General features: G+C 56.4%; 20 protein-coding genes. 11 read left to right on the top strand and 9 right to left on the bottom strand.

What is annotated here, in order from left to right; genetic code table 11:
* Positions 1-249: 249 nt before the first annotated feature.
* The 5 genes from cas2 to EG886_RS09895 all read right to left on the bottom strand — a co-directional run bounded on the left by cas2 (position 250) and on the right by EG886_RS09895 (position 3429).
* Positions 250-513 carry a CRISPR-associated endonuclease Cas2 gene (gene cas2, locus EG886_RS09915; protein WP_124727990.1) on the bottom strand — a complete coding sequence of 88 codons (264 nt, stop codon included), beginning with the start codon at positions 511-513 and terminating at the stop codon, positions 250-252.
* Complete coding sequence (cas1, locus tag EG886_RS09910; protein ID WP_277423838.1) at positions 504-1409, bottom strand: CRISPR-associated endonuclease Cas1; 906 nt, start codon at positions 1407-1409, stop codon at positions 504-506. Before cas1 ends, cas2 begins: the two co-directional genes overlap by 10 nt.
* 926 nt (positions 1410-2335) lie before the next feature.
* Positions 2336-2905: a manganese catalase family protein gene (locus EG886_RS09905; RefSeq protein ID WP_124727988.1), complete on the bottom strand. Its 570-nt coding sequence runs from the start codon at positions 2903-2905 to the stop codon at positions 2336-2338.
* A 15-nt stretch (positions 2906-2920) separates the two neighbouring features.
* The gene (locus EG886_RS09900) at positions 2921-3184 is read right to left on the bottom strand and encodes a spore coat protein CotJB (RefSeq protein ID WP_124727987.1); all 264 of its coding nucleotides are present in this window, start codon (positions 3182-3184) and stop codon (positions 2921-2923) included.
* Positions 3181-3429, bottom strand: a complete 249-nt coding sequence (locus tag EG886_RS09895) for a spore coat associated protein CotJA (RefSeq protein ID WP_420894144.1) — start codon at positions 3427-3429, stop codon at positions 3181-3183. The genes EG886_RS09900 and EG886_RS09895 overlap by 4 nt, the downstream gene beginning before the upstream one ends.
* A 168-nt stretch (positions 3430-3597) precedes the next feature.
* On the opposite strand from EG886_RS09895, the gene EG886_RS09890 reads away from it, so the two are divergent.
* The 4 genes from EG886_RS09890 (at position 3598) to EG886_RS09875 (ending at position 6637) form a co-directional block, all read left to right on the top strand.
* Positions 3598-3819 carry an alpha/beta-type small acid-soluble spore protein gene (locus EG886_RS09890; RefSeq protein WP_124727986.1) on the top strand — a complete coding sequence of 74 codons (222 nt, stop codon included), beginning with the start codon at positions 3598-3600 and terminating at the stop codon, positions 3817-3819.
* A 140-nt stretch (positions 3820-3959) separates the two neighbouring features.
* Positions 3960-5519, top strand: coding sequence for an acetate--CoA ligase (locus EG886_RS09885; RefSeq protein ID WP_124727985.1), 1560 nt, complete (start codon positions 3960-3962; stop codon positions 5517-5519).
* A gap of 130 nt (positions 5520-5649) precedes the next feature.
* The gene (locus EG886_RS09880; RefSeq protein ID WP_124727984.1) at positions 5650-6192 is read left to right on the top strand and encodes a hypothetical protein; all 543 of its coding nucleotides are present in this window, start codon (positions 5650-5652) and stop codon (positions 6190-6192) included.
* A 124-nt stretch (positions 6193-6316) separates the two neighbouring features.
* Positions 6317-6637 (top strand): hypothetical protein, encoded by a 321-nt coding sequence (locus EG886_RS09875; protein ID WP_124727983.1) that lies wholly within the window; start codon positions 6317-6319, stop codon positions 6635-6637.
* Between the two features lie 11 nt (positions 6638-6648).
* On the opposite strand, the gene EG886_RS09870 is transcribed toward EG886_RS09875, so the two are convergent.
* A complete protein-coding gene (locus tag EG886_RS09870; RefSeq protein ID WP_124727982.1) occupies positions 6649-7026 on the bottom strand; it encodes a hypothetical protein in 378 nt (125 codons plus the stop codon).
* Between the two features lie 83 nt (positions 7027-7109).
* On the opposite strand from EG886_RS09870, the gene EG886_RS09865 reads away from it, so the two are divergent.
* Positions 7110-8237 carry a S8 family peptidase gene (locus EG886_RS09865; RefSeq protein ID WP_124727981.1) on the top strand — a complete coding sequence of 376 codons (1128 nt, stop codon included), beginning with the start codon at positions 7110-7112 and terminating at the stop codon, positions 8235-8237.
* Between the two features lie 130 nt (positions 8238-8367).
* On the top strand, positions 8368-10338 hold the full coding sequence (locus EG886_RS09860) for a peptidoglycan D,D-transpeptidase FtsI family protein (RefSeq protein ID WP_164491774.1): 1971 nt from the start codon (positions 8368-8370) through the stop codon (positions 10336-10338).
* 58 nt (positions 10339-10396) lie between these two features.
* On the opposite strand, the gene EG886_RS09855 is transcribed toward EG886_RS09860, so the two are convergent.
* Complete coding sequence (locus tag EG886_RS09855; RefSeq protein ID WP_124727979.1) at positions 10397-10579, bottom strand: gamma-type small acid-soluble spore protein; 183 nt, start codon at positions 10577-10579, stop codon at positions 10397-10399.
* 91 nt (positions 10580-10670) lie between these two features.
* On the opposite strand from EG886_RS09855, the gene asd reads away from it, so the two are divergent.
* From asd to EG886_RS09835, 4 genes are all read left to right on the top strand, one after another.
* The gene (gene asd, locus EG886_RS09850) at positions 10671-11531 is read left to right on the top strand and encodes an archaetidylserine decarboxylase (RefSeq protein WP_124727978.1); all 861 of its coding nucleotides are present in this window, start codon (positions 10671-10673) and stop codon (positions 11529-11531) included.
* Positions 11532-11620: 89 nt separating this feature from the next.
* Positions 11621-12838, top strand: coding sequence for an MFS transporter (locus EG886_RS09845; protein ID WP_124727977.1), 1218 nt, complete (start codon positions 11621-11623; stop codon positions 12836-12838).
* Between the two features lie 55 nt (positions 12839-12893).
* Positions 12894-13280 (top strand): VOC family protein, encoded by a 387-nt coding sequence (locus EG886_RS09840; RefSeq protein ID WP_124727976.1) that lies wholly within the window; start codon positions 12894-12896, stop codon positions 13278-13280.
* Between the two features lie 236 nt (positions 13281-13516).
* Positions 13517-14887 (top strand): aldehyde dehydrogenase, encoded by a 1371-nt coding sequence (locus tag EG886_RS09835; protein ID WP_338134639.1) that lies wholly within the window; start codon positions 13517-13519, stop codon positions 14885-14887.
* Between the two features lie 132 nt (positions 14888-15019).
* Here EG886_RS09835 and EG886_RS09830 read toward each other — a convergent pair whose 3' ends face one another.
* Positions 15020-15859, bottom strand: a complete 840-nt coding sequence (locus tag EG886_RS09830; RefSeq protein ID WP_124727975.1) for a sulfurtransferase — start codon at positions 15857-15859, stop codon at positions 15020-15022.
* A 1327-nt stretch (positions 15860-17186) separates the two neighbouring features.
* On the opposite strand from EG886_RS09830, the gene EG886_RS09825 reads away from it, so the two are divergent.
* On the top strand, positions 17187-18002 hold the full coding sequence (locus EG886_RS09825; RefSeq protein ID WP_124727974.1) for a sugar phosphate isomerase/epimerase family protein: 816 nt from the start codon (positions 17187-17189) through the stop codon (positions 18000-18002).
* A gap of 58 nt (positions 18003-18060) precedes the next feature.
* Here EG886_RS09825 and EG886_RS09820 read toward each other — a convergent pair whose 3' ends face one another.
* Positions 18061-19476 carry an amidase gene (locus tag EG886_RS09820; protein WP_241154303.1) on the bottom strand — a complete coding sequence of 472 codons (1416 nt, stop codon included), beginning with the start codon at positions 19474-19476 and terminating at the stop codon, positions 18061-18063.
* Between the last annotated feature and the right edge of the window lie 176 nt (positions 19477-19652).

Below are 19652 nucleotides of genomic sequence, written 5' to 3'. Positions count from 1 at the left end.
TATTGAATCCATTGTGGATTGGAAACTAATACATTGCTGCTGTTGCTTCCGAATCCGCTGCAGGAACAGGCTCGTTATTGAATCCATTGTGGATTGGAAACCAAGGACATCGGCAAACTCACACACAATGAAAAGCCGGAGCCTTCCCCTGCGAGAGCCTTTGCCATCGCAACGAAACGAGCAGGGGAAGGCTTCCGGCATTCGATACAAAAAAGCGCTGAAGAAAATGCTCCAGCGCTTTTTGTATGCCTAAAACATAAAGGGCTCAGGCTGATCCGGGCATCCCAAAACTTCCGTTTGCACGGCGGTATCTTGCTGAATGATGTACATTTTGACTTGATCATGGTCGGGATGAATCACATCTTCCAAACTTTTTTTCAATGCTTGCACCTGTTTCCGGGACAGGTTTCCTTCAAATGTTGAGCGTTGAACCCAGAAGAGGTATGGATGGCAGATCTTTTTCACTTTTGCGACTCGGACGGATTGAACATCATAAACCACGATCACGAACATGATGACCACCACATTCGGAAGCTTCGGTAAGGCTGACGTCCGCGAAAATGCTCAACCAGTTTGGAGCATTCATGTTGAATCAGTTGGCGATACGTCAATGATCGTTGTTTTTGCCGGTGAAAGATGGATGTATTGAGTGTTTGTGTGTAGGCTTTGATGACAATTTGTTTTCCTGTGTCCGTGAGAAAGCAGCCTTTCCCTTTCATTTCAAAACACGATTCATTCAGCATGCGATAAGACAGAAGGCGGAGGATGATCCGGTCGACAATGACGGGTTTGAACACTTCGCTGATGTCCAGGGCCAGGCTTTGCCTATGATCTCGTGTGCTGTGGAGAAAGGGAATACCCGGGTGAAGAGGGGTGAATTGCAGCTGTTCAATGATGGTGACATACAAGAGGGAATTCAGAAAGGAGATCAAGGTGTTCATCCGGTTTTGAGGTGGGCGTCGAGTGCGTTTGACGATTTGATATGCCGGGTGTTTCATTTTCAGATACTCATCCATCGACTGATAGTAGATGGAGCGAAACTTGCCCTCCAATCCCAAGAGCGACCCGAGATCTGCAGTCGCTCTCACCTTTGAGCGAAGAAGGTCCAGGGATTGCTTGTTGGTGGGGGACAGAGCAAATTCGGATTTTCGTTCCAGACGGGCCAAGTTTCTGAGAAGGTTGGTCTGAACACCCACCAAAAATTCCTTGGCGAGAATCAGTCTTCGCTTTTCATTGCGATATGTAAGGGCTTGTTCAATCACGATTTCACTTTGTCCCGATGCATTTTGGTTGGGATGAAAGCTTCCCACGTAAAAACCGTAGTAATGAAAAAAATGAATCGGGATCTCGTATCGACTGGCCAGTTCCAGCAGTTTGGTACTGAAGGTCATGGGCGCCATTACATAGATGGAATCAATCTACTCAACAGGGATCAGTTTTTTTCCGTTCTCGTTCTCCAATTGCAACGCGATCGTTCCCTGTCTTTTCATCATAGAAACCGGGCGGGTCAGGAAGAGGGGTTGCTTTTTCATGGTGCACACCTCAACGGAGTTGTCTGTTATGAATTTATTACCCCCGAAATCATGTTTCACACCGGTGATGGATTGTCGGGGAAAAAGGGATCCGGTCCAGCACTCAATCGGGCACAGTCCCCTTGTGGCAAGTTGCAGATAAATGGATACAGAAATTTCCTTTTTGGGTTCATCGACAGGGATCATTCCCCTGCAAAGGGCGGTCAAGAGCAACAAAATTTGCAATGATTTGACGGATAGGTCCATATTTGGTATGATAACATTATGTGGCTCAGCGCAATTGCCCCGAATTTATCTACAACCCTCCCCTGTTTTGAGGGGGTTGGGAAGGTTGCAGATCACGAAAAATCAAGGGTTTTGAGCTGTGAGAATTGCCGAAAGCCAGAATTGACGAGGGGGTTATTGAATCCATTGTGGATTGGAAACTTGTACACGATATCAACGACAAGCACATCGAAGTGATGATCCGCCAGGTTATTGAAACCATTGTGGATTGGAAACTAATACTCTACCGTTCCCAAAGAAATTGATGCATGGATCAAAAACCGTTATTGAATCCAGTGTGGATTAGAAGACATCTGCAAACTCACACACAATGAAAAGCCGGAACCTTCCCCTGCGAGAGCCTTTGCCATCGCAACGAAACGAGCAGGGGAAGGTTTCCGGCATCAAGCGGAAACTGTGAATTTCCATGCATTCCATCAATCCACGTAAATGAAAACCCCCTCCCATCACGGGAAGGGGTTTTTTCATGCAAACTCCCCCATAAATCGGGGGCATTTTTGCATCATGGTCTGAACATCCTAAAAGTACTTCTTCTGACTCTGGTACTCCTTCAGAATCTCCACCGCCTCCCGGAACCGCTGCGCATGGACCACTTCCCGTTCCCGAAGGAATTTGAGGGCGTCGTTGAGGTCGGGATCGTCCGACATGTCGATCAGCCATTGGTACGTGGCCCGGGCTTTTTCCTCCGCCGCGATGTCTTCGTACAGGTCGGCGATGGGGTCGCCTTTGGCTTGGATGTAGGCGGCGGTCCAGGGGACGCCGGCGGCGTTGTTGTAAAAGAGGGCGCGGTCATGATCCGCGTAGTGGGCGCCCAGACCGGCTTCCTTCAGCTGTTCGGGCGTGGCGTCCTTGGTCAGTTTGTAAACCATCGTGGCGATCATTTCCAGGTGGGCGAATTCCTCGGTCCCGATGTCCGTGAGAATGGCTTTCACTTTGTCGGGCAAGGTGTAGCGCTGGTTCAGATAGCGCAGCGCGGCGGCCAATTCACCGTCCGCCCCTCCGTATTGTTCGATGAGGAATTTGGCCAGTCTCGGGTTGCACTGGGAGACGCGAACGGGATACTGCAATTTCTTTTCGTAGATCCACATGCAACCGTTCCCCTTTCAGAGTTCCCACGGCCAGGGGCCTTTATGCCAGCGATAGCGGCTTCCTTGTCTGCCCAGTCCGTACTGCAACAGCGGGCCGTAGCGGGACTCGTAGATTTCCCGGATCTTGTGGCTTTTTTTCGCGTACCGTTTGTAAAGATCAAAAGCTTCCTGGTCGTGAGGATGTGTGTCGAGATACAGGGTCAACTCGACGAGAGCGAAATCCACTTCCTGCAAACGCTGCAGGATCTTGAGTTGACGGGCCTTTTCACGCTCGTTCACGGGACATCCTCCGTTTCCGACTTTTTGCGATAGGGACTGACCAGAATGGGCCACAAGGTTCCGTGCTTCAGGGCTTCGCGCGAGGAGAACCGCGGCAGGCACGGGGGCTGGAACCCGAGAAACTGGTTGGGCGGAACCACGTACGTCTTGGCCCGGATCGGAGGACAGGGATCATGCAGTCCCACGTAGGGATACCACACCCGTTCCTGGTGCAAAAACGGGTCAGGCTTCCGATGGTGATGCAATGACTCATCATCCCTTTCCTTTGGAGGGATCGTTCAATGCTTCCATTTTATTTGGGGATGGCGTGATTCATTCCTGACGACGGTTCAAACCGATTCCAATTTTTCCTACGAATTATGAAGTTGTTCGGGAGCAATCTATAGACAAGAAAACACGAGGAGGTGAAACACATGCCGCAACAACAACAAGGTCGCAGCCGCAACCGGAACCAACTCCTGGTTCAAGGTGCTGCTCAGGCTCTCAACCAAATGAAGTATGAGATCGCCAGCGAATTCGGCGTGCAACTGGGCCCGGACACCACGTCCCGTGCCAACGGTTCCGTCGGAGGTGAAATCACCAAGCGTCTGGTGGCTCTGGCCGAATCCCAACTGGGTGGTGCCATGATCCAGTAACCAAGAGCATATCCTGGTTTCCCGAAGACGGCGGTTCCTCATGGAACCGCCGTCTTTCATTTTGATGCAACTGAATGTATAATTTTCGATAAGAATATTTTCATTAAACAATGAAATCGAAAAGTTCAGGGGGTTGGGCCATGTCGCACATTTACAACATCAGTCACGACATCGACCGTCACGCATCCTCGGGCAAGGTGGCCATCCGCTGGTTGAACCGGGAAGGAAAGCGGAGCGAATGGACGTATGCGAAACTGAAGGAGCTTTCCGACGCGACCGCACGGGGATTGGTGGAAGCCGGCCTCGGGAAAGGCGATCGCATCATGATTTTGCTTCCGAGAATTCCCGAGGCGTATGTGTCGTATCTGGCGTGTCTCAAAGCGGGATTGATCGTGTTGCCCGGTTCGGAAATGCTGCAGCCGGGAGACATTTTGTATCGGCTCAACCATGCCCGGGTCAAGGCGGTCATCGCCCACGAAACGCTGATTTCCCGCGTGGACGAAGCGGCCGAAGCGTATGACGGTGAACTGCTTCGCTTTGTCTGCGGGGAAGGCGGCGACGGCTGGACTCCGCTGGACGATTGCCGCGGGAGCGAAGAGACGGCATTGCCGGAAACGTATGCCGATGACATCGCCTTCATCTCTTATACGTCCGGAACCACCGGGGGACCGAAAGGGGTGATCCATCACCACAGCTGGGCGATCGCCCACCAGAAGACCGCGACGGAAGCGTGGCTGGACATCCGTGAGGGAGACGTGGTGTGGGCGACGGCCGGTCCGGGATGGGCCAAGTGGGTGTGGAGCCCGTTCGTGTCGACGCTGGGAGCGGGGGCAACCGCGCTGGTTTATCATGGGGCCTTTGATCCGGAAACCTGGCTGACCATCCTGCAAAATGAACAAGTGAACGTGCTGTGCTGCACGCCGACCGAGTATCGCATGATGGCCAAGACGGAACGCCTGGACCGGTATGATTTGTCCCATCTGCGCAGTGCGGTCAGCGCGGGGGAACCGCTGAACCGGGAAGTGATCGATACCTTCCGGCGGTATTTCGGCGTCCAGGTGCGGGACGGATACGGCCAAACGGAAAACACCCTGCTGGTGGGCACCCTGAAGGACGTGGAACCCCGTCCGGGTTCGATGGGCAAACCGACATCCGGAAACCGGATCGCCATCATCGACGACGAAGGAAATGAACTGCCTCCCGGTGAAGTGGGGCACATCGCCGTTCACCGCTCCTCTCCCGCCCTGTTCAAGGGATACTACCAGGATCCGGAGCGGACCAAAGCGGCCTTCATCGGCGACTGGTACCTGACCGGAGACCGGGCGAGAAAAGACGAGGACGGGTATCTCTGGTTTGAAGGTCGCGCCGACGACATCATCATCAGCGCCGGCTATACCATCGGTCCGTTCGAAGTGGAGGATGCGCTGGTGAAACATCCGGCCGTGAAAGAGTGTGCCGTGGTGGCCAGCCCCGATCCGGACCGGGGATCCATCGTGAAGGCATTCGTCATTCTGAAGGAACACGTCACGCCTTCGGACGATTTGGTCAAAGAACTGCAGAATCACGTGAAAACGGTTACGGCGCCGTACAAATATCCGCGGGAAATCGAGTTCGTCGACGCTCTCCCGAAAACGGCCAGCGGCAAAATCCGGCGGGTGGAACTTCGCGAACTGGAGAAAAAGCGCAAGGCCGGCCGGTGATTCGGGCGATGGGCCGGACGGCTTTCCCGATGAGCGAACGGCCCGCCCCCGGGGCTTCTTTCCTTGAACAGGTTTTCGCAAGTCCGGTATAATGAAGAGGACGTGCCATTTCAGAGAAGGAGCCCCGAACATGAAGGTTTTCGCACATGGCTGCTTGATCAATTTCGACCGGTCTGCCCGGGAAATGACGCCGTCCGATCTGGATCGGCTGCTTCAGGGATTCATCGGAGAACATTCCCGGACCTGGCTCGGAACGATCGATTTGGACAAATCCGAGCTGCGGCTGTACGGTGATTTGCAATCGGTCCGCATCGACGAGGGGGAGAACCGCTGCGAATTCGTGTTCCTGCCCGCGGAAGGCGAGCGGGAAGAGCGGCGGATCGTGCATCCGGCGGATCACCTTGCGATCAGCCATGAAGCCGTTTTTGACATTGAAGATCCCCGTCGGGACCGGGTGACGGTCCGCGTTGTGTATATCACGGTTTCGGAACCGGGAGCGCTGGAGGAGACCACTTATTTCCTCGCGGATCCGGATGCGTGTTCCGACATCCTGTCGTGCGTGGCGGAGTTTTGGAGTCTCGTCCACGAGGTGGGAAGGGACGTCGATTTCCGGGTCACCGGATGCATGGCCAACGATCTCAGTTTCCTCCGGAAAAACCGATGTCACGAATGACCAAGGGGCGGAAGCCGAAAAAGGCTTCCGCCCCTTTTGCATGGAGTGGGCATTTGAAGCATGCGAGCTGTCCACGGAATTCATACATGTATAAAAGTCGGGTGATGGGAAAGGAGGAACTCTCTTGAGCAACGGATTTTCCGAAAGAGATTTTGTGGATTGGATCAACCGGGTGGCCGGTTCACCGGTGATGGACGAAAGGAAATTCGAAAACATCATGCGCGGGGCCAATCGCGCCATGCGGGAAAACGGAGTCGACGGTTTGTTCGAATTTCTCCGCAAAGTGACCGGCGCGCCGGTGTCCAATGAATTTCTGCGTGACGTGATGAACCAACTGTCCCGCCCGGAAGGGCTTCAGAAGATGATCCGCGAATTGGGAGGCCCCCAAACTCTCACGGATGTCAACGCTTCATCCGCTTCCAAGAAGAAGAGAAAAAAGCGGTGAGGTGATTCGGATCACCACCGCTTCGGTTTGGACTTCATTACCTCGCTGACGACGGATCTCATGTTCGGCGAGGTGAACAGGTCATACAACAGGTCTCCGGTCGGACCGCTCGCTGATGCGCCCGGAGATGATTTTTTCCCGGCGGCCTGATTGCCCGAGGACAGCTTTTTGTTCAAACCGGCGAGCGCGGAAATGATGTCCGTGATGTGTTCCTTGTTTCGGGCGGCCAGGGACAGCGACTCAAAGGCGGCGAGCAATTCGTCGAATTGCTTCGCCCTTTTGGAAACCAGCCCCGACCAGCGCCGGATGTCCTCAATGCTCAAGGAAGGGCGGTCGTCGTGGAGTCTGCCGTGCGGGCGTTTCGGACCGCTTTGTCGATGATCGGACATTTGCATGCACCATCCTCTCAAGGCCCGAATTCGGTTTATGGTATTCAGGCCCGGGGCCGGGAGTGAAAACGGGAGTGAAAAACATGTACACGGATGAAATGTCTCTCTCCCAGCCATCGCCCGATCGGAGCAGAAAGACATTCAGGAGCATCTTTTTTCTGAGGGACGGAGTCCATCCCAAAAAACATGTGGAAGAACTCAGGAAAATCGGAGTTCACCGGGTCAGGGTGCTCCAAAACCTCGGCATGGTGATCGGGGAATTTCATTCCCGCTCGCCTCTGAGGCCTGGCTCGGAACTTCATCAGAGCGTTGAACACATGGAACCCGACATTCGGATCACCCTGACGGAGCCGTACCTTGGAACCGTCGAGAAGAAGGAGATTTCCGTTCCGTGGGGAGTGGAAATGGTCGAGGCGGAAAAAGCCTGGCGAATCACCCAGGGCCAGGGGATCCGGGTGGCGGTGATCGATACGGGAATCGACGCGGATCATCCGGCGGTGCGGGACAATTACCGCGGGGGAGTCAACATGTTGTCCCCGTACTTTTCACCGCAGGATTACAACGGTCATGGAACCCATGTGGCCGGGATCATCGCGGGCAGGGCGACGGAAATGTCCATCCTCGGGGTGGCGCCGCGGGCGGAATTGTACGCGGTCAAGGCCTTCAACCGCAAAGGGAGCGCCAATTTGTCGGATTTGCTCTCGGCGATCAACTGGTGCATCGAAAACAACATGCAAGTGATCAACATGAGTTTCGGCATGGACAAAATGAGCGAATCGTTGAAGCAGGCCATCCAGATCGCCCATCGCCGGGGAATCGTCATGGTGGCGGCCACCGGAAACCTGGGGCTCAAGGGACACGTGGACTTCCCGGCCAGGTATCCGGAAACGATCGCGGTGACTTCGGTGTCCCGCAACGGAACGATTTCCACGTTCAGCAACACGGGCAAAGAGGTGGATCTGGCCGCTCCGGGCGACCGCATTCCGTCGGCGTGGCTGGGCAGATCCAAGCGGGAAATGAGCGGCACGTCCATGGCGGTGCCCCACGTGTGCGGAACGGTGGCGCTTCTCTTGCAGATCCATCGCAACCTCAATCCGGAAAAAGTGAGGTACATTTTGAGACAATCCGCGGTGAGAAACGGGCAACTGGAGGAGATCGGCATGTTGAACGCCCACCGGGCCGTCAACTTTTGCCTCCGGTACATGAGATGAAGCGGTTTCAAAGGAGTTCGGCAATGCAAGCGGGTATGCCGGATGGCCCGGGTTTTGTGGTACACTTATAGTCGAACCGAAGCTTGGGCTGACCTTGCAAAACAGAAACAGAAGAAGGATGAGACAGGTGATGAATCGGCCGGAATCCAAGACGGAAACGCGAACCTTGTCGCAAAGTCGGCTTCAGGGTCTGTGGCTCATCACCGTCTTGCTTTTTGTGGCCCTGATTCTCAGGTTGGGCTGGATCCAGCTGGGATCCGGCGACAAATATCATCGCCTTTCCGTGGAAAACAATTTCAAGCAAATCCCCATTCCGGCTCCCCGGGGGAAAATCCTGGACCGGAACGGGGTTCCCCTGGCCGAAAACCGCTCCTTGTTCACGGCCATCTATCTGGAGCCGGAGCTCCCCCGCGAACGGAAACTGGCCACCGCCAAAGAATTGTCCAAAACCTTGCAAATGCCCGTCCACGAAGTATTGGAAGCCATGGATGTCGGAATGGATGCAAGCGGGAAATCCGTCCCGAGAAAGATGCCTCCGTACTATCCCAAAAAAATCAAGAACGGGTTGACGCCGGAGGAAGTGGTGCGCATCTCCGAGGATCCCGGGAGATTTCCGGGAGTGAACGTGTTTGCCGAGCCGCTTCGCAGGTACCGTGATGATCGCATCGCCGTGCAGACCATCGGGTATGTCAGACCGTTTGCCGGTGCCCGTGAATCCCTGGATCCGTACCGGAGTGCCCCCCGGTTTCCGGAAACGAACGGATATCTGGATTGGGAACAGGTGGGCGTTGACGGTCTGGAATACACCTATCAGTCGGTGCTTCGCGGCATCAACGGGTATCGGCTGATTCGCGTCAATTCCCACGGCCGGCAGGTGGAGGTGCTGAAAGAGGTGCCGTCCCGGCCGGGAAAAGATCTGGTGATCTCACTGGATTCCGTCATGCAATCGGAAACGGAGGAATTCATCGCCCGCCATTTGGAACAGCTCCGGAACCGGACGGACCGTCAGCGCGCTCCCCATGCCCGGAACGCCTATGCCGTCGCCATGGAAGTGAAAACCGGGAACATTCTCGCCATGGTCAGCCATCCCGATTACGACCCGAATGTCTGGAACGGCCGGGTCACGCCCGAAGTCTACAAAAATTTGAGCTATGTCATGCGCAACGGCACGATCCGGGAAGCACCGTATGACGCGAGAGAGGAGGCGGATCCGGAGAAGGAGATGCTCCGCCATCCGTTCTCGGTGGTGCCGGCCGGTTCCACGGTCAAACCGCTCACCGTGCTGTTCGGACTGAAAAAAGGGCTGATCAACGAAGATACATTATGGAATGATCCGGGAGCCTTCACCTACGCCAAAGCCACGCCACCGGTCCGCAATTCCGGGGGTCACCGGTACGGACTGTTGGGACCGGTGAAAGCCATTCAAAAATCGTCCAACACGTTCATGGCGTGGATCGGCACGAGCTGGTACCACCAAGAGAAGAACGAAGCGGTCCGGGAATTCAACCGCTGGTCCAGGGCGTTCGGCCTCGGGGTGAAAACGGGGGTGGATCTTCCCGGCGAGCAGGACGGAACGGAGGACTACCTGAGCATCGCCCGGAAACATTCCGGATTGGGAGCCATGGCATTGGCCTCGTTCGGACAGGCCCAGCGTCATACGGCCCTGCAACTGGCACAGTACACGGCAACGTTGGCCAACCGGGGGACCCGCATGCGCCCGAGGCTGGCCCTGCAGGCGGTGGATCCGAACACGGGACAAACCGTCCGGTATGAGCCGGAGGTGCTCGGTAAGTTTCCGATGGAACCTTCCCACTGGCGCACGGTGCTGGACGGAATGGTGGCAGTGACCAAGCCGGGCGGAACGGCCGGTCATCTGTTCAAGGATCTGCCGTTTCCGGTGGCCGCAAAAACGGGGACGTCCGAGCAGGACATTCCCGGACGGGGAAGAGTGGAGAACTCGGTGTTCATCGCCTTTGCGCCGGCGTATGACCCCGAAATCGCCGTGGCGGTCGTGGTGCCGGAAGGCGGATACGGGGCGGTGGCGGCCGGACCGATTGCCGAAAAGATGATCGGTTTGTGGCATGAACGATTCAACCGGTAAAAAAACCGGGATCCCATCCGTGGACGGACGGGATCCCGGCTCAGAAGTGATACCTCATTCAGGCCTGCGGTTGCTGCCGGTTTTTGCGGGCTTCGGATTGTGCGTTTTGCTCACGGACGCGTTGAGCGTTCGTTTCGCTTGCGAACTCATTGTTCATTCCTTGTTGGGAAGCCTGGTTTTGCCGGCGAACCTGAGCGGCGTTGGTTTGAGACTCTTGCGGCAGTTGGTTCCTGCGTTCCATTGTGTATCACCTCCTGAAACGTATCATGTCCTCCTTCGGAAAGGTTACACATGCCGTATTTTTCCTTCACCACCGAGGTTGGGAGGTTTTTATGAAACATTTACTGTCCCGTACGTTCTGGAAACGTTTGCCGAAAAAAACGATTTCGCGGTGGATGGGGAAATTTGCCCGCCATCCCGTGAGCCGGCACGTGATTCCGCTCTACGTGAAAATGTTTGACGTCGACCTTGCGCCCGTGAAGCGGCCGCTGGACCAATTCAGCTGTCTGTTGGATTTTTTTGTGCGGGAACTGGACCCCGAAGCCCGTCCCGTTCATCCCGGCAAAGAGATGGTGATCAGTCCCGTGGACGGCACCGTTTCGCAGATCGGCACCATCGAGAACGGGACGCTGTTGCAGGCGAAAGGTATCTCCTATTCCGCCAGGGAGTTGCTCGGGGGAGACAGGGAATTGGCCGATCGGTTCTCGGGCGGCGCATTTGTCACCATTTATCTGAGTCCGAGAGATTATCATCGCATTCACATGCCAGTGGAGGGAACGATCGAGGAATGCATTTACATCCCCGGGGAATTGTACCCGGTGAACAAGACCGGCATCCGGTTGATTCCCGGCCTGTTCGCGGTGAATGAACGGTTGGTGTCGCTGATCCGGTCATCCGCCGGCATGGTCGCGTTGGTCAAAGTGGGGGCGACCAACGTCGGGAGCATCCGGGTCTCGTACGATGAGGAAATCGTGACCAATCCCCGGCCGGAAAAACCGTATTGCCGCAAGGTGTACCATGGAAACGTGGCCTTGGACAAAGGCGGGGAATTGGGCCGGTTCGAGTTCGGATCCACCGTGATCCTTCTGTTTGAGCCGGGGCGCACGGAGTGGTTGATTCCGAAAGCGGAAGGAACCGTTTTGCGGATGGGCGAACCGATCGCCCGCATCATCCGTCCGACCCCGGTGAATTGAGCGTGAAGCGGTGCTTCGGGTTCCCGGAGCACCGTTTTTTCCTGTCTAAAAACCGGTGTGAAGGCAAACCCTATTACCGGTGAAGTCACATGGCCTTGAATACGGATCCAACACAACGACTGGACAGAAGCGCCAAGCTTCTGCTGCTGGAAAGCGGTCTTTTCGCCGTGGCGACCGCCTTGTCCGGTACGTTCGTGAACGTGTTTTTGTGGAAAATCGGCAATGACTGGATCATGATCGCCCTGTACAACCTGATGCATTACCTGTCGGGAGCGGCCACGTTCGTGTTGGCGGGGTGGTTGGCGAAGAAAATCGACCGGATCATCATCATTCGGCTGGGCGTCGCGTTTCTTTCCGTTTTTTATCTCACGGTGTTCTGGTTGGGCGAGCGGGCCGCGGGGAACCATCTTTTCCTGGGAGTGTTGCTCGGCATCGGATCCGGCTTTTTTTGGCTCTCGTTCAATGTCCTCTATTTTGAGATCACCGAGCGGGACAACCGGGATCTGTTCAACGGCATCAACGGTTTGATCGGTTCCTTGGCCGGGATCGCGGCTCCTTTCACCTCCGGGTGGATCATCAGCGGAATGGGTGAATCGGTCGGGTACCGCGTGATTTTCGCGATGTCCCTGGGCATTTTCGTGCTGGCCGTGCTGGTCAGCTTTCTGTTCAAGGGACGGAGAGCCCCCGGCAGTTACCGGGTGACCGATGTCCTCGGCAGAAGCGGGGTGGGTGACTGGAAGTGGGTTTCGGTCGCCATGACCGCTCAGGGAGTCCGGGAAGGCGTCTTCACCTTTCTCATCAGTGTTCTCTTCTTTGTGACGGTGAAAAGCGAATGGCAGCTGGGGATTTTCTTCACGGTTTCATCGCTGACGTCCATGATTTCGTTTTATCTGGCCGGGAAATTCATCAGACCCCGTCGCAGAAACGGGTTCATCCTGCTCGGAACCCTGATGATGGGACTCGTCGTGCTCCCCTATGCGTTTTTCGGCACGGACTGGTCCATCTGGGTATTGGGGGTGGGGGCGAGCTTTTTTTATCCGTTTTACATGTCCCCCACCATGTCCACGGTGTTTGACGTGATCGGGCAAACGGAGGAATCGGTCCGGCTCCGGGTCGAATTTGTCGTGGCAAGGGAATTGTTCCTCGCGGCGGGAAGGGCGATCGGCATTCTGCTGTTCATCGGTTGGGTGGGGAAATCCGCGGAACTCGCGCACATTCGCTGGTTCGTGCTGATGGTGGGATTTGTGCAACTGCTCGGCTGGTGGGCGATCCGCCACATTCCGCTCAGACAGGATGCATCGGCATGAAAGAACATGCAATCCGAGCAAACACGAATGAATCAGGATAGGAGGAGATGGGACGATGAGAATTTTTTTGACCAGCGTTTTCGTGGATGACCAGGAAAAAGCGCTTCGGTTCTATACCGAAAAACTGGGCTTTGTCAAGAAAAACGATGTACAGGCCGGAGAGTACAGGTGGCTGACGGTGGTTTCTCCCGAGGATCCGGACGGGCCCGAGCTGTTGCTCGAGCCGAACCGGCATCCGGCCGCCCAAGAATATCAGAAGAAAATCCAGGCCGACGGCATTCCGGCGATGATGTTCAGCGTGGCGGACGTTCATGCCGAATACGAACGGTTGAAGCAACTGGGTGTCAGGTTTACGATGGAGCCGACGAATGTGGCTGGTGCCACCATTGCCGTCCTCGACGATACCTGCGGCAATCTGATCCAAATCGCGCAGCACCATTGACCGGGAAAACGAAAAGAGAGTGGACCGTCTCGGCCGCCGTGGATGTCATGGCGGCTGTTTCATTTGCGACGGAAGGGCATCGGCGGTTGGCCAATTCTTGCTTCAATATTTAAAATGATAATGAAAGCAATTCAGAGCGAAATCTTTAGGGATTTTTGGATGGGAGTACGCCCGTCAGGGACGGCAACATGGCAGGATGAACGCACGGTTCGGACAGTCAGGGAGGGGGAAAAGCGGTGCAAGAACTGAAGCAACTGGTACAGACCCAACGCGAATATTTCCATTCCGGAGCGACGAAAGACATCCGGTTTCGCCTGGAGAGTCTCAGAAAACTGAGGGATGCCGTCAAACGGTATGAGCCGGACATCTTCACGGCCTTGAAGAAAGATTTGAACAAGCCGGAAGCGGAAGCATACGTGACGGAGATCGGATTGGTCCTTGAGGAACTGAATCATGCCATTCGCCATGTCAAGCGGTGGTCCCGTCCGAAACGGGTGGGAAGACCGCGGTTTCTGTTCGGCAGCCGGAGCCGGATTTACCCTGAACCCCATGGCGTGTCCCTGATCATTTCTCCCTGGAATTATCCGTTTCAGTTGTCGATCTCTCCGCTGGTCGGAGCCATTGCCGCCGGCTGTTGCGCGGTGATCAAAACGTCCGAATTCACGCCGCATGTGACCCGGGTGATCCGGCAAATGCTGGAAGGGATCTTTGAATCCAACCACGTGACCGTGGTGGAAGGCGGTCCGGAGGTGGGAAAGAAACTGTTGGATCTCCCCTTTGATCATGTGTTTTTCACGGGAAGCCCGAACACGGGCCGATCTGTCATGAAGAAAGCGGCTGAAAAGCTCATTCCGGTCACGCTTGAGCTGGGAGGAAAGAGCCCGGCCATCGTCGCCGCGGATGCCAAGTTGGAAACGGCAGCCAAGCGCCTGGTCTGGGGGAAATTCACCAACTCCGGGCAAAGCTGCATTGCTCCCGATTACGTGCTCGTGCATGAATCGGTCAAGGATGAGCTGGTCAAACGGATGAAAGAGGCGATCGTCAAGTTTTACGGCGAACGCCCCCTGGAAGGTGACCGACTGGCAAAACTGGGGAACAAGCGCCACTTCGACCGTTTGTGCAAGCTGATGAAAAACGGAGCGGTGATCTTCGGCGGAGAAACGGATGAAGACCGGCTGTTGATCGCCCCCACGCTGCTGGAAGAGGTCAGCTGGGAGGATCCCGTCATGCAGGAGGAAATTTTCGGCCCGATTTTGCCCGTTCTCACCTGGACCGATCTGGACGAAGTCATCCGGACGCTCCGGGAAAAGCCGAAGCCGCTGGCGCTGTATCTGTTCACGGAAAACCGGGAAACGAAAGACAAAGTGATCGCTTCTCTTCCGTACGGCGGGGGATGTGTGAACGACACGATGATTCATTGCGGTTCACCGCATTTGCCGTTCGGCGGAGCCGGTTCCTCCGGCATCGGCAAGTATCACGGCAAATACAGCTTTGATGCCTTCACCCACGAGAAAAGCATCGTGATGCAAACCACCGTGTTTGATCTTTCGTTCCGGTATCCGGGATCCAAACGGGCGTTGTCCCTGTTCAGGAAGATGATGGGGTGACCCATCTTTGCGTCACTTGAGGCATGTCCGAAAAAAGCAGTGAGGGAATGCTCCCCACTGCTTTTCGCGTTGTTTCCCGTTGACCGCTTCCGACGCGAATCAGTCATCCCCGGAGCCGAACCCGGCTTCGCCTCAGTCTTCGTCTCCGCGTTTCACCGGCCGGGACGGATCGGTGATCCAATCGCTCCAGCTGCCCGCATACAGCTTCACCCGTTCATATCCCGCTTCCCTGAGCGCCAGGACGTTGGGAGTGGCGGTCACGCCGGAACCGCAATAAACGATCAGCTCTTTGTCCTTCGGGACGGAGGCAAAGAGGCGCGCCAGTTCTTCGGGGCTTTTCCATTCTCCGTGTTCCGTGCAGACGTTTTTCCAGAAGCAGTGTTTCGAACCCGGGATGCGTCCGGCCACCGGGTCGATCGGCTCGTGTTCGCCCAACCAGCGGGCCCGCTCCCGCGAGTCGATGATCACCGCATCGGGATCGTCCAGTTTGCGGAGGACTTCGTCCGCGTCCGCCAGCATGTCGCTCTGCGGCCGGGGGAGAAACGTCCGGCGGACCGGCACGTGGACGGTCGAATCGACAGGGTACCCCTTTTCCTTCCAGCGAGAGAACGTCCCGTTCATCACGCGGACACGGGGATGCCCCAGCCAGGTCAACAGCCACCACAGCCGGGATGCCATGGCGCCGCACTGGTCGTCATAGGCGATGACCTGCACCGAATCATCCACTCCCGCGTTGCCCAACGTTTCCGCCAGTCGTTTCGGATCGGGAAGAGGATGGCGGCCGCCGGGACCGATGACGGGACCGGAAAGATCCCGTTCCAGATCCAGGTACACGCTGCCGGGAAGATGCTCCTTCAGGTAGGCTTCCCGACCCGCATCCGGCTGACCGAGAACAAACCGGCAGTCGACGATGACCGTTTGGGGATCATGCAAGTGTTTCAGCACTTCATCCATGGAGACGATCCGGCTCATGAGCAAACCTCCTTGTGGTTGTCAATGTCATTGTATCAGAATGTCCGCCGGGCAGGCCTCCGTTCGATAGACCGGTGCTCTATTGCCGGAGCTGCCCTCTGTTCGCTTCATTGCGAAGGTATAGGTGCTCACAGGGGGTACACCGGCTGTGTTCACAGGGCATGCAAGTCTGCCGGACCGTCCCCCGTTCGTTTCGTTGCGATGGCAAAGGCACTCACGGGGACGGTCCGGCTTTTGTTGTACAAATGCTGCGTCCGTGCCGGTTTCCTGCGAATGCCTATTGCTCCTGCAACGAAATGAGGAGGAACTGTGACGGGTTTTTTTGTGAGGATGTCCGCCGGAGCCATGTCAGTTCCCTGCGAACGCCTTTACGTCTGCAACGAAGTGAGCAGGGAACTGACAATGGCGGCTTTTGTGTGAGTATGACTGCCGGGAGCTACCCCCTGTTCGCTTCGTTGCAATGGCAAAGGCGCTCACAGGGGGCAGCTCCGGCTTCGTTCATTTATGTGCGTGTGCGTGAATGCCGTGAGTCGTCCTCCGTTCGGTCATAGTCGTGAGGCAAGCCCGTTCGTTTCGTTGCGGTGGCAAAGGCACTCACGGGGGACGGTCCGGCTTTTGTTGTACAAATGCTGCGGCTGTGCCAGTTTCCTGCGAATCCCATTGCGTCTGCAACGAAATGAGGAGGAACCATCCCGGGTTTTTTTGAGAGGATGTCCGCCGGAGCCATGTCAGTTCCCTGCGAACGCCTTTGCTTCTGCAACGAAGTGAGCAGGGATCTGACGATGGCTGATGTGTGCGTATGACTGCCGGGAGCTACCCCCTGTTCGCTTCGTTGCAATGGCAAAGGCGCTCACAGGGGGCAGCTCCGGCTTCGTTCATTTATGTGCGTGTGCGTGAATGCCGTGAGTCGTCCTCCGTTCGGTCATAGTCGTGAGGCAAGCCGGAATCGTCCTCCGTTCGTTTCGTTGCGATGGCAAAGGCACTCACGGGGGACGGTCCGGCTTTTGTTGTACAAATGCTGCGTCCGTGCCAGTTTCCTGAGAATGCCTATTGCTCCTGCAACGAAATGAGCAGGGAACTGTGACGGGTTTTTTTGAGAGGATGTCCGCCGGAGCCATGTCAGTTCCCTGCGAACGCCTTTGCTTCTGCAATGAAGTGAGCAGGGAACTGACGATGGCTGGAACATCCATCCATATAAAAATGGAAAGTAAAAGGTTCACAAAGGAATTGTTTCAACATCCGAAGAATAGAATGGTCGGAAGCTCCCGGGAACGTGCGGGAGCAAGGCGTGTTGCAAGAGAAGATTCGAGAACAGGGGGAGAGGCGGATGCCGATTCGTGTGTCATGTCATTTGATCACTTGGGGGGAAGCGTTCCGGCAGGCGTTGACCGAAGCGGCCGGGCTCGGCTTCGGGGCGGTGGAGCCTCTTACGCATCATGCCCTTCAATATGAGAAGGACGTGGCCGCTTTTCGGGAGTTGCTCGACGAGCATGGTTTGGTCTTGTCCGGGTTGTACGCCGCGGGACGATTCAGCGATTCGTTCAAGCGAAGCGATGTGATCGCATACAATGTCCGGGTGGCCAGGTTTCTCCGGGAGTGCGGCAGCAACCGGCTGGTGTTGGGACCCGAAGGTCCGCGTCCGGAGTCCGGGATGACCCGGGAGATGCTGAAAGCCGCCGCGGAGACCATCAATGAAACGGCGAAACGCTGCATGGAGCTGGGAGTGAAAGCTTGCATTCATCCGCATCTGTGGACGGAGATCCAGGATGAGTGGGAATTGGATGCCATCATGGAATGGACCGATCCGGAATGCGTGTTTCTCTGTCCGGATACGGCCCACATGGCCAAAGCGGGGATGGATCCGTTGGCGGTCATGCAGCGGTACAAGGACCGGATCGCGTATCTTCATCTGAAAGATGCCTCCTTGGGCGCCGGCACCGCGGACGGGGAGGAGGGAACGGTGTTTTGCGAATTGGGGAGAGGCGACATCCGTTTGAAGGAGATCATGGATTTTTTGAAGGAAACGGACTATGACGGATGGGTGACGGTGGAGATCGACCGGTCCCTTTCCACGCCGCTTCAAAGTTTGACGGTGTGCCGGGATTATCTGCAGGAGAAGCTGGGGATTCCCGTTCAGGGTTGAGAGGGGTGGCCGCACCTTGAAGCCCCGACGCGTGTTGCGCGGGGCTTTTCTTTGTGAATCATGCGGGCTGATCTTCCAGGCGGCAGCGGACGTATCCGCGGAAATCGCGCTCCAGTTCTTCTCCCAGCCGAAACAGCACATCTTCCTGTCCCGGAGCGGTCACCAGCTGAACGCCGATCGGGAGTCCGTCCCGATCCTCGCCGACGGGGACCGTCAGGGAGGGAAGGCCGAACGTGTTGACCCAGGCGACATAGGGCATGTATTTCAGGAAGGTTTTGCGGATGGAGAAAATCTCCCCGTAGACCGTGCCGTGTTCGGGGGCGGCGGTGTGCCAGACGGGCAGGATGACGACGCGGCCGCGCAGATACGCTTCCACTTCCTTGCGGGACCGGGCGAGCCAACGCTCCAATTCGGCGACTTGTTGATCGTTCGGTCGGAACATCCAGGCCCCGAGCAACCCCCAGGTGAGCCATGGATGCCAGGGAGTGTGAAGGCCCGCCTTTCCCTTCAGCCACTCCGTCGTCGTGTGCAGAATTCCCCGGAGTCCGGCCGTTTTCCGGATGTGTTCCGCACCTCCCAGGGACATGATCAGTTGCCAGGTCAAGGCGGATTCTTTGAGATGGGGAGCTCCTTCGGCATCCACCGTTCTGTTCCGTTGCAAGCTGCGGCGGATCGCTTGAAGCAGGTCGGCCGTTTCCTGCCCCATCGGCAGGTCCGGGAGCGGCTCCGGGACCGAGACGCGGACGGAATCGTCGGGAACGGTCGCAATGTGCCGGTCGGTGATGATTTCGTGGATCAGGCGGGCATCGCGCACCGACTTGGCCATGGCACCGTGTCCCAGCATGATCCGCTGCAAAGGCCACGGCGACACGGGATGGGAACCGGAATCAGGGACCGAGTCCGCCGCGGATTTGAATCCGATCACCCCGTTGAAATGGGCCGGAAAGCGGATCGAACCGCCGATGTCCGATCCCAGCCCCACGGCGGCTCCCCCCGCCGCGATCAGGGCTCCTTCTCCGCCGCTCGAACCGCCGGCCGTGCGGGTGAGATCCCAGGGATTGTTGGTGCGACCGTACAGCACGTTGTCCGTCTCCTGGCAGAAGCAGAGAGCCGGCGTGTTGGTTTTGCACAGCACGATGGCCCCTTCTTCACGAAGCCTTCGGACGGGTTCGCTGTCGGCGGGAGCCGGGGTCCGACCAAGTCCGGGAATGCCGCCGGTGGTCAGCATGCCCTTCACGTCAAACGATTCCTTGATGCTTACCGGCACGCCCCGCAGTCGTCCGTTTTTTTGTCCCGGAGGAGAGTCCGCTTCGCGCAGGGCTTCCTCGAATCGCGTTTCCACCACGGCGTTGATGTTGGGATTGACCCGGCGGATCCGGGCCATATAGGCTTCCGTCGCCTCGCGCGGCGAGATGTGCCCGAGCCGGATCGATTCCGCCAATCCGGAAGCATCCATGTCAAGGATTTCTGTCATCCCGCTCCCCCTTGTCATCTGCCTGATTTTTGATATTATTATATCATTGCCCGGAAAAGGACGGGGGAATGAAGCCCGTTTCGGAAACGGGACATCGGGAAAATAGACGACAGACATGCAGGGAAAATACACTTTTTAGCCGAATATTATTATAATTGGTAAAATACCCATATCCG

It is taken from the genome of Staphylospora marina, from assembly GCF_003856495.1.
Lineage (GTDB): Bacteria > Bacillota > Bacilli > Thermoactinomycetales > Thermoactinomycetaceae > Staphylospora > Staphylospora marina.
This window is presented reverse-complemented; position numbering and strand designations above follow the sequence as displayed.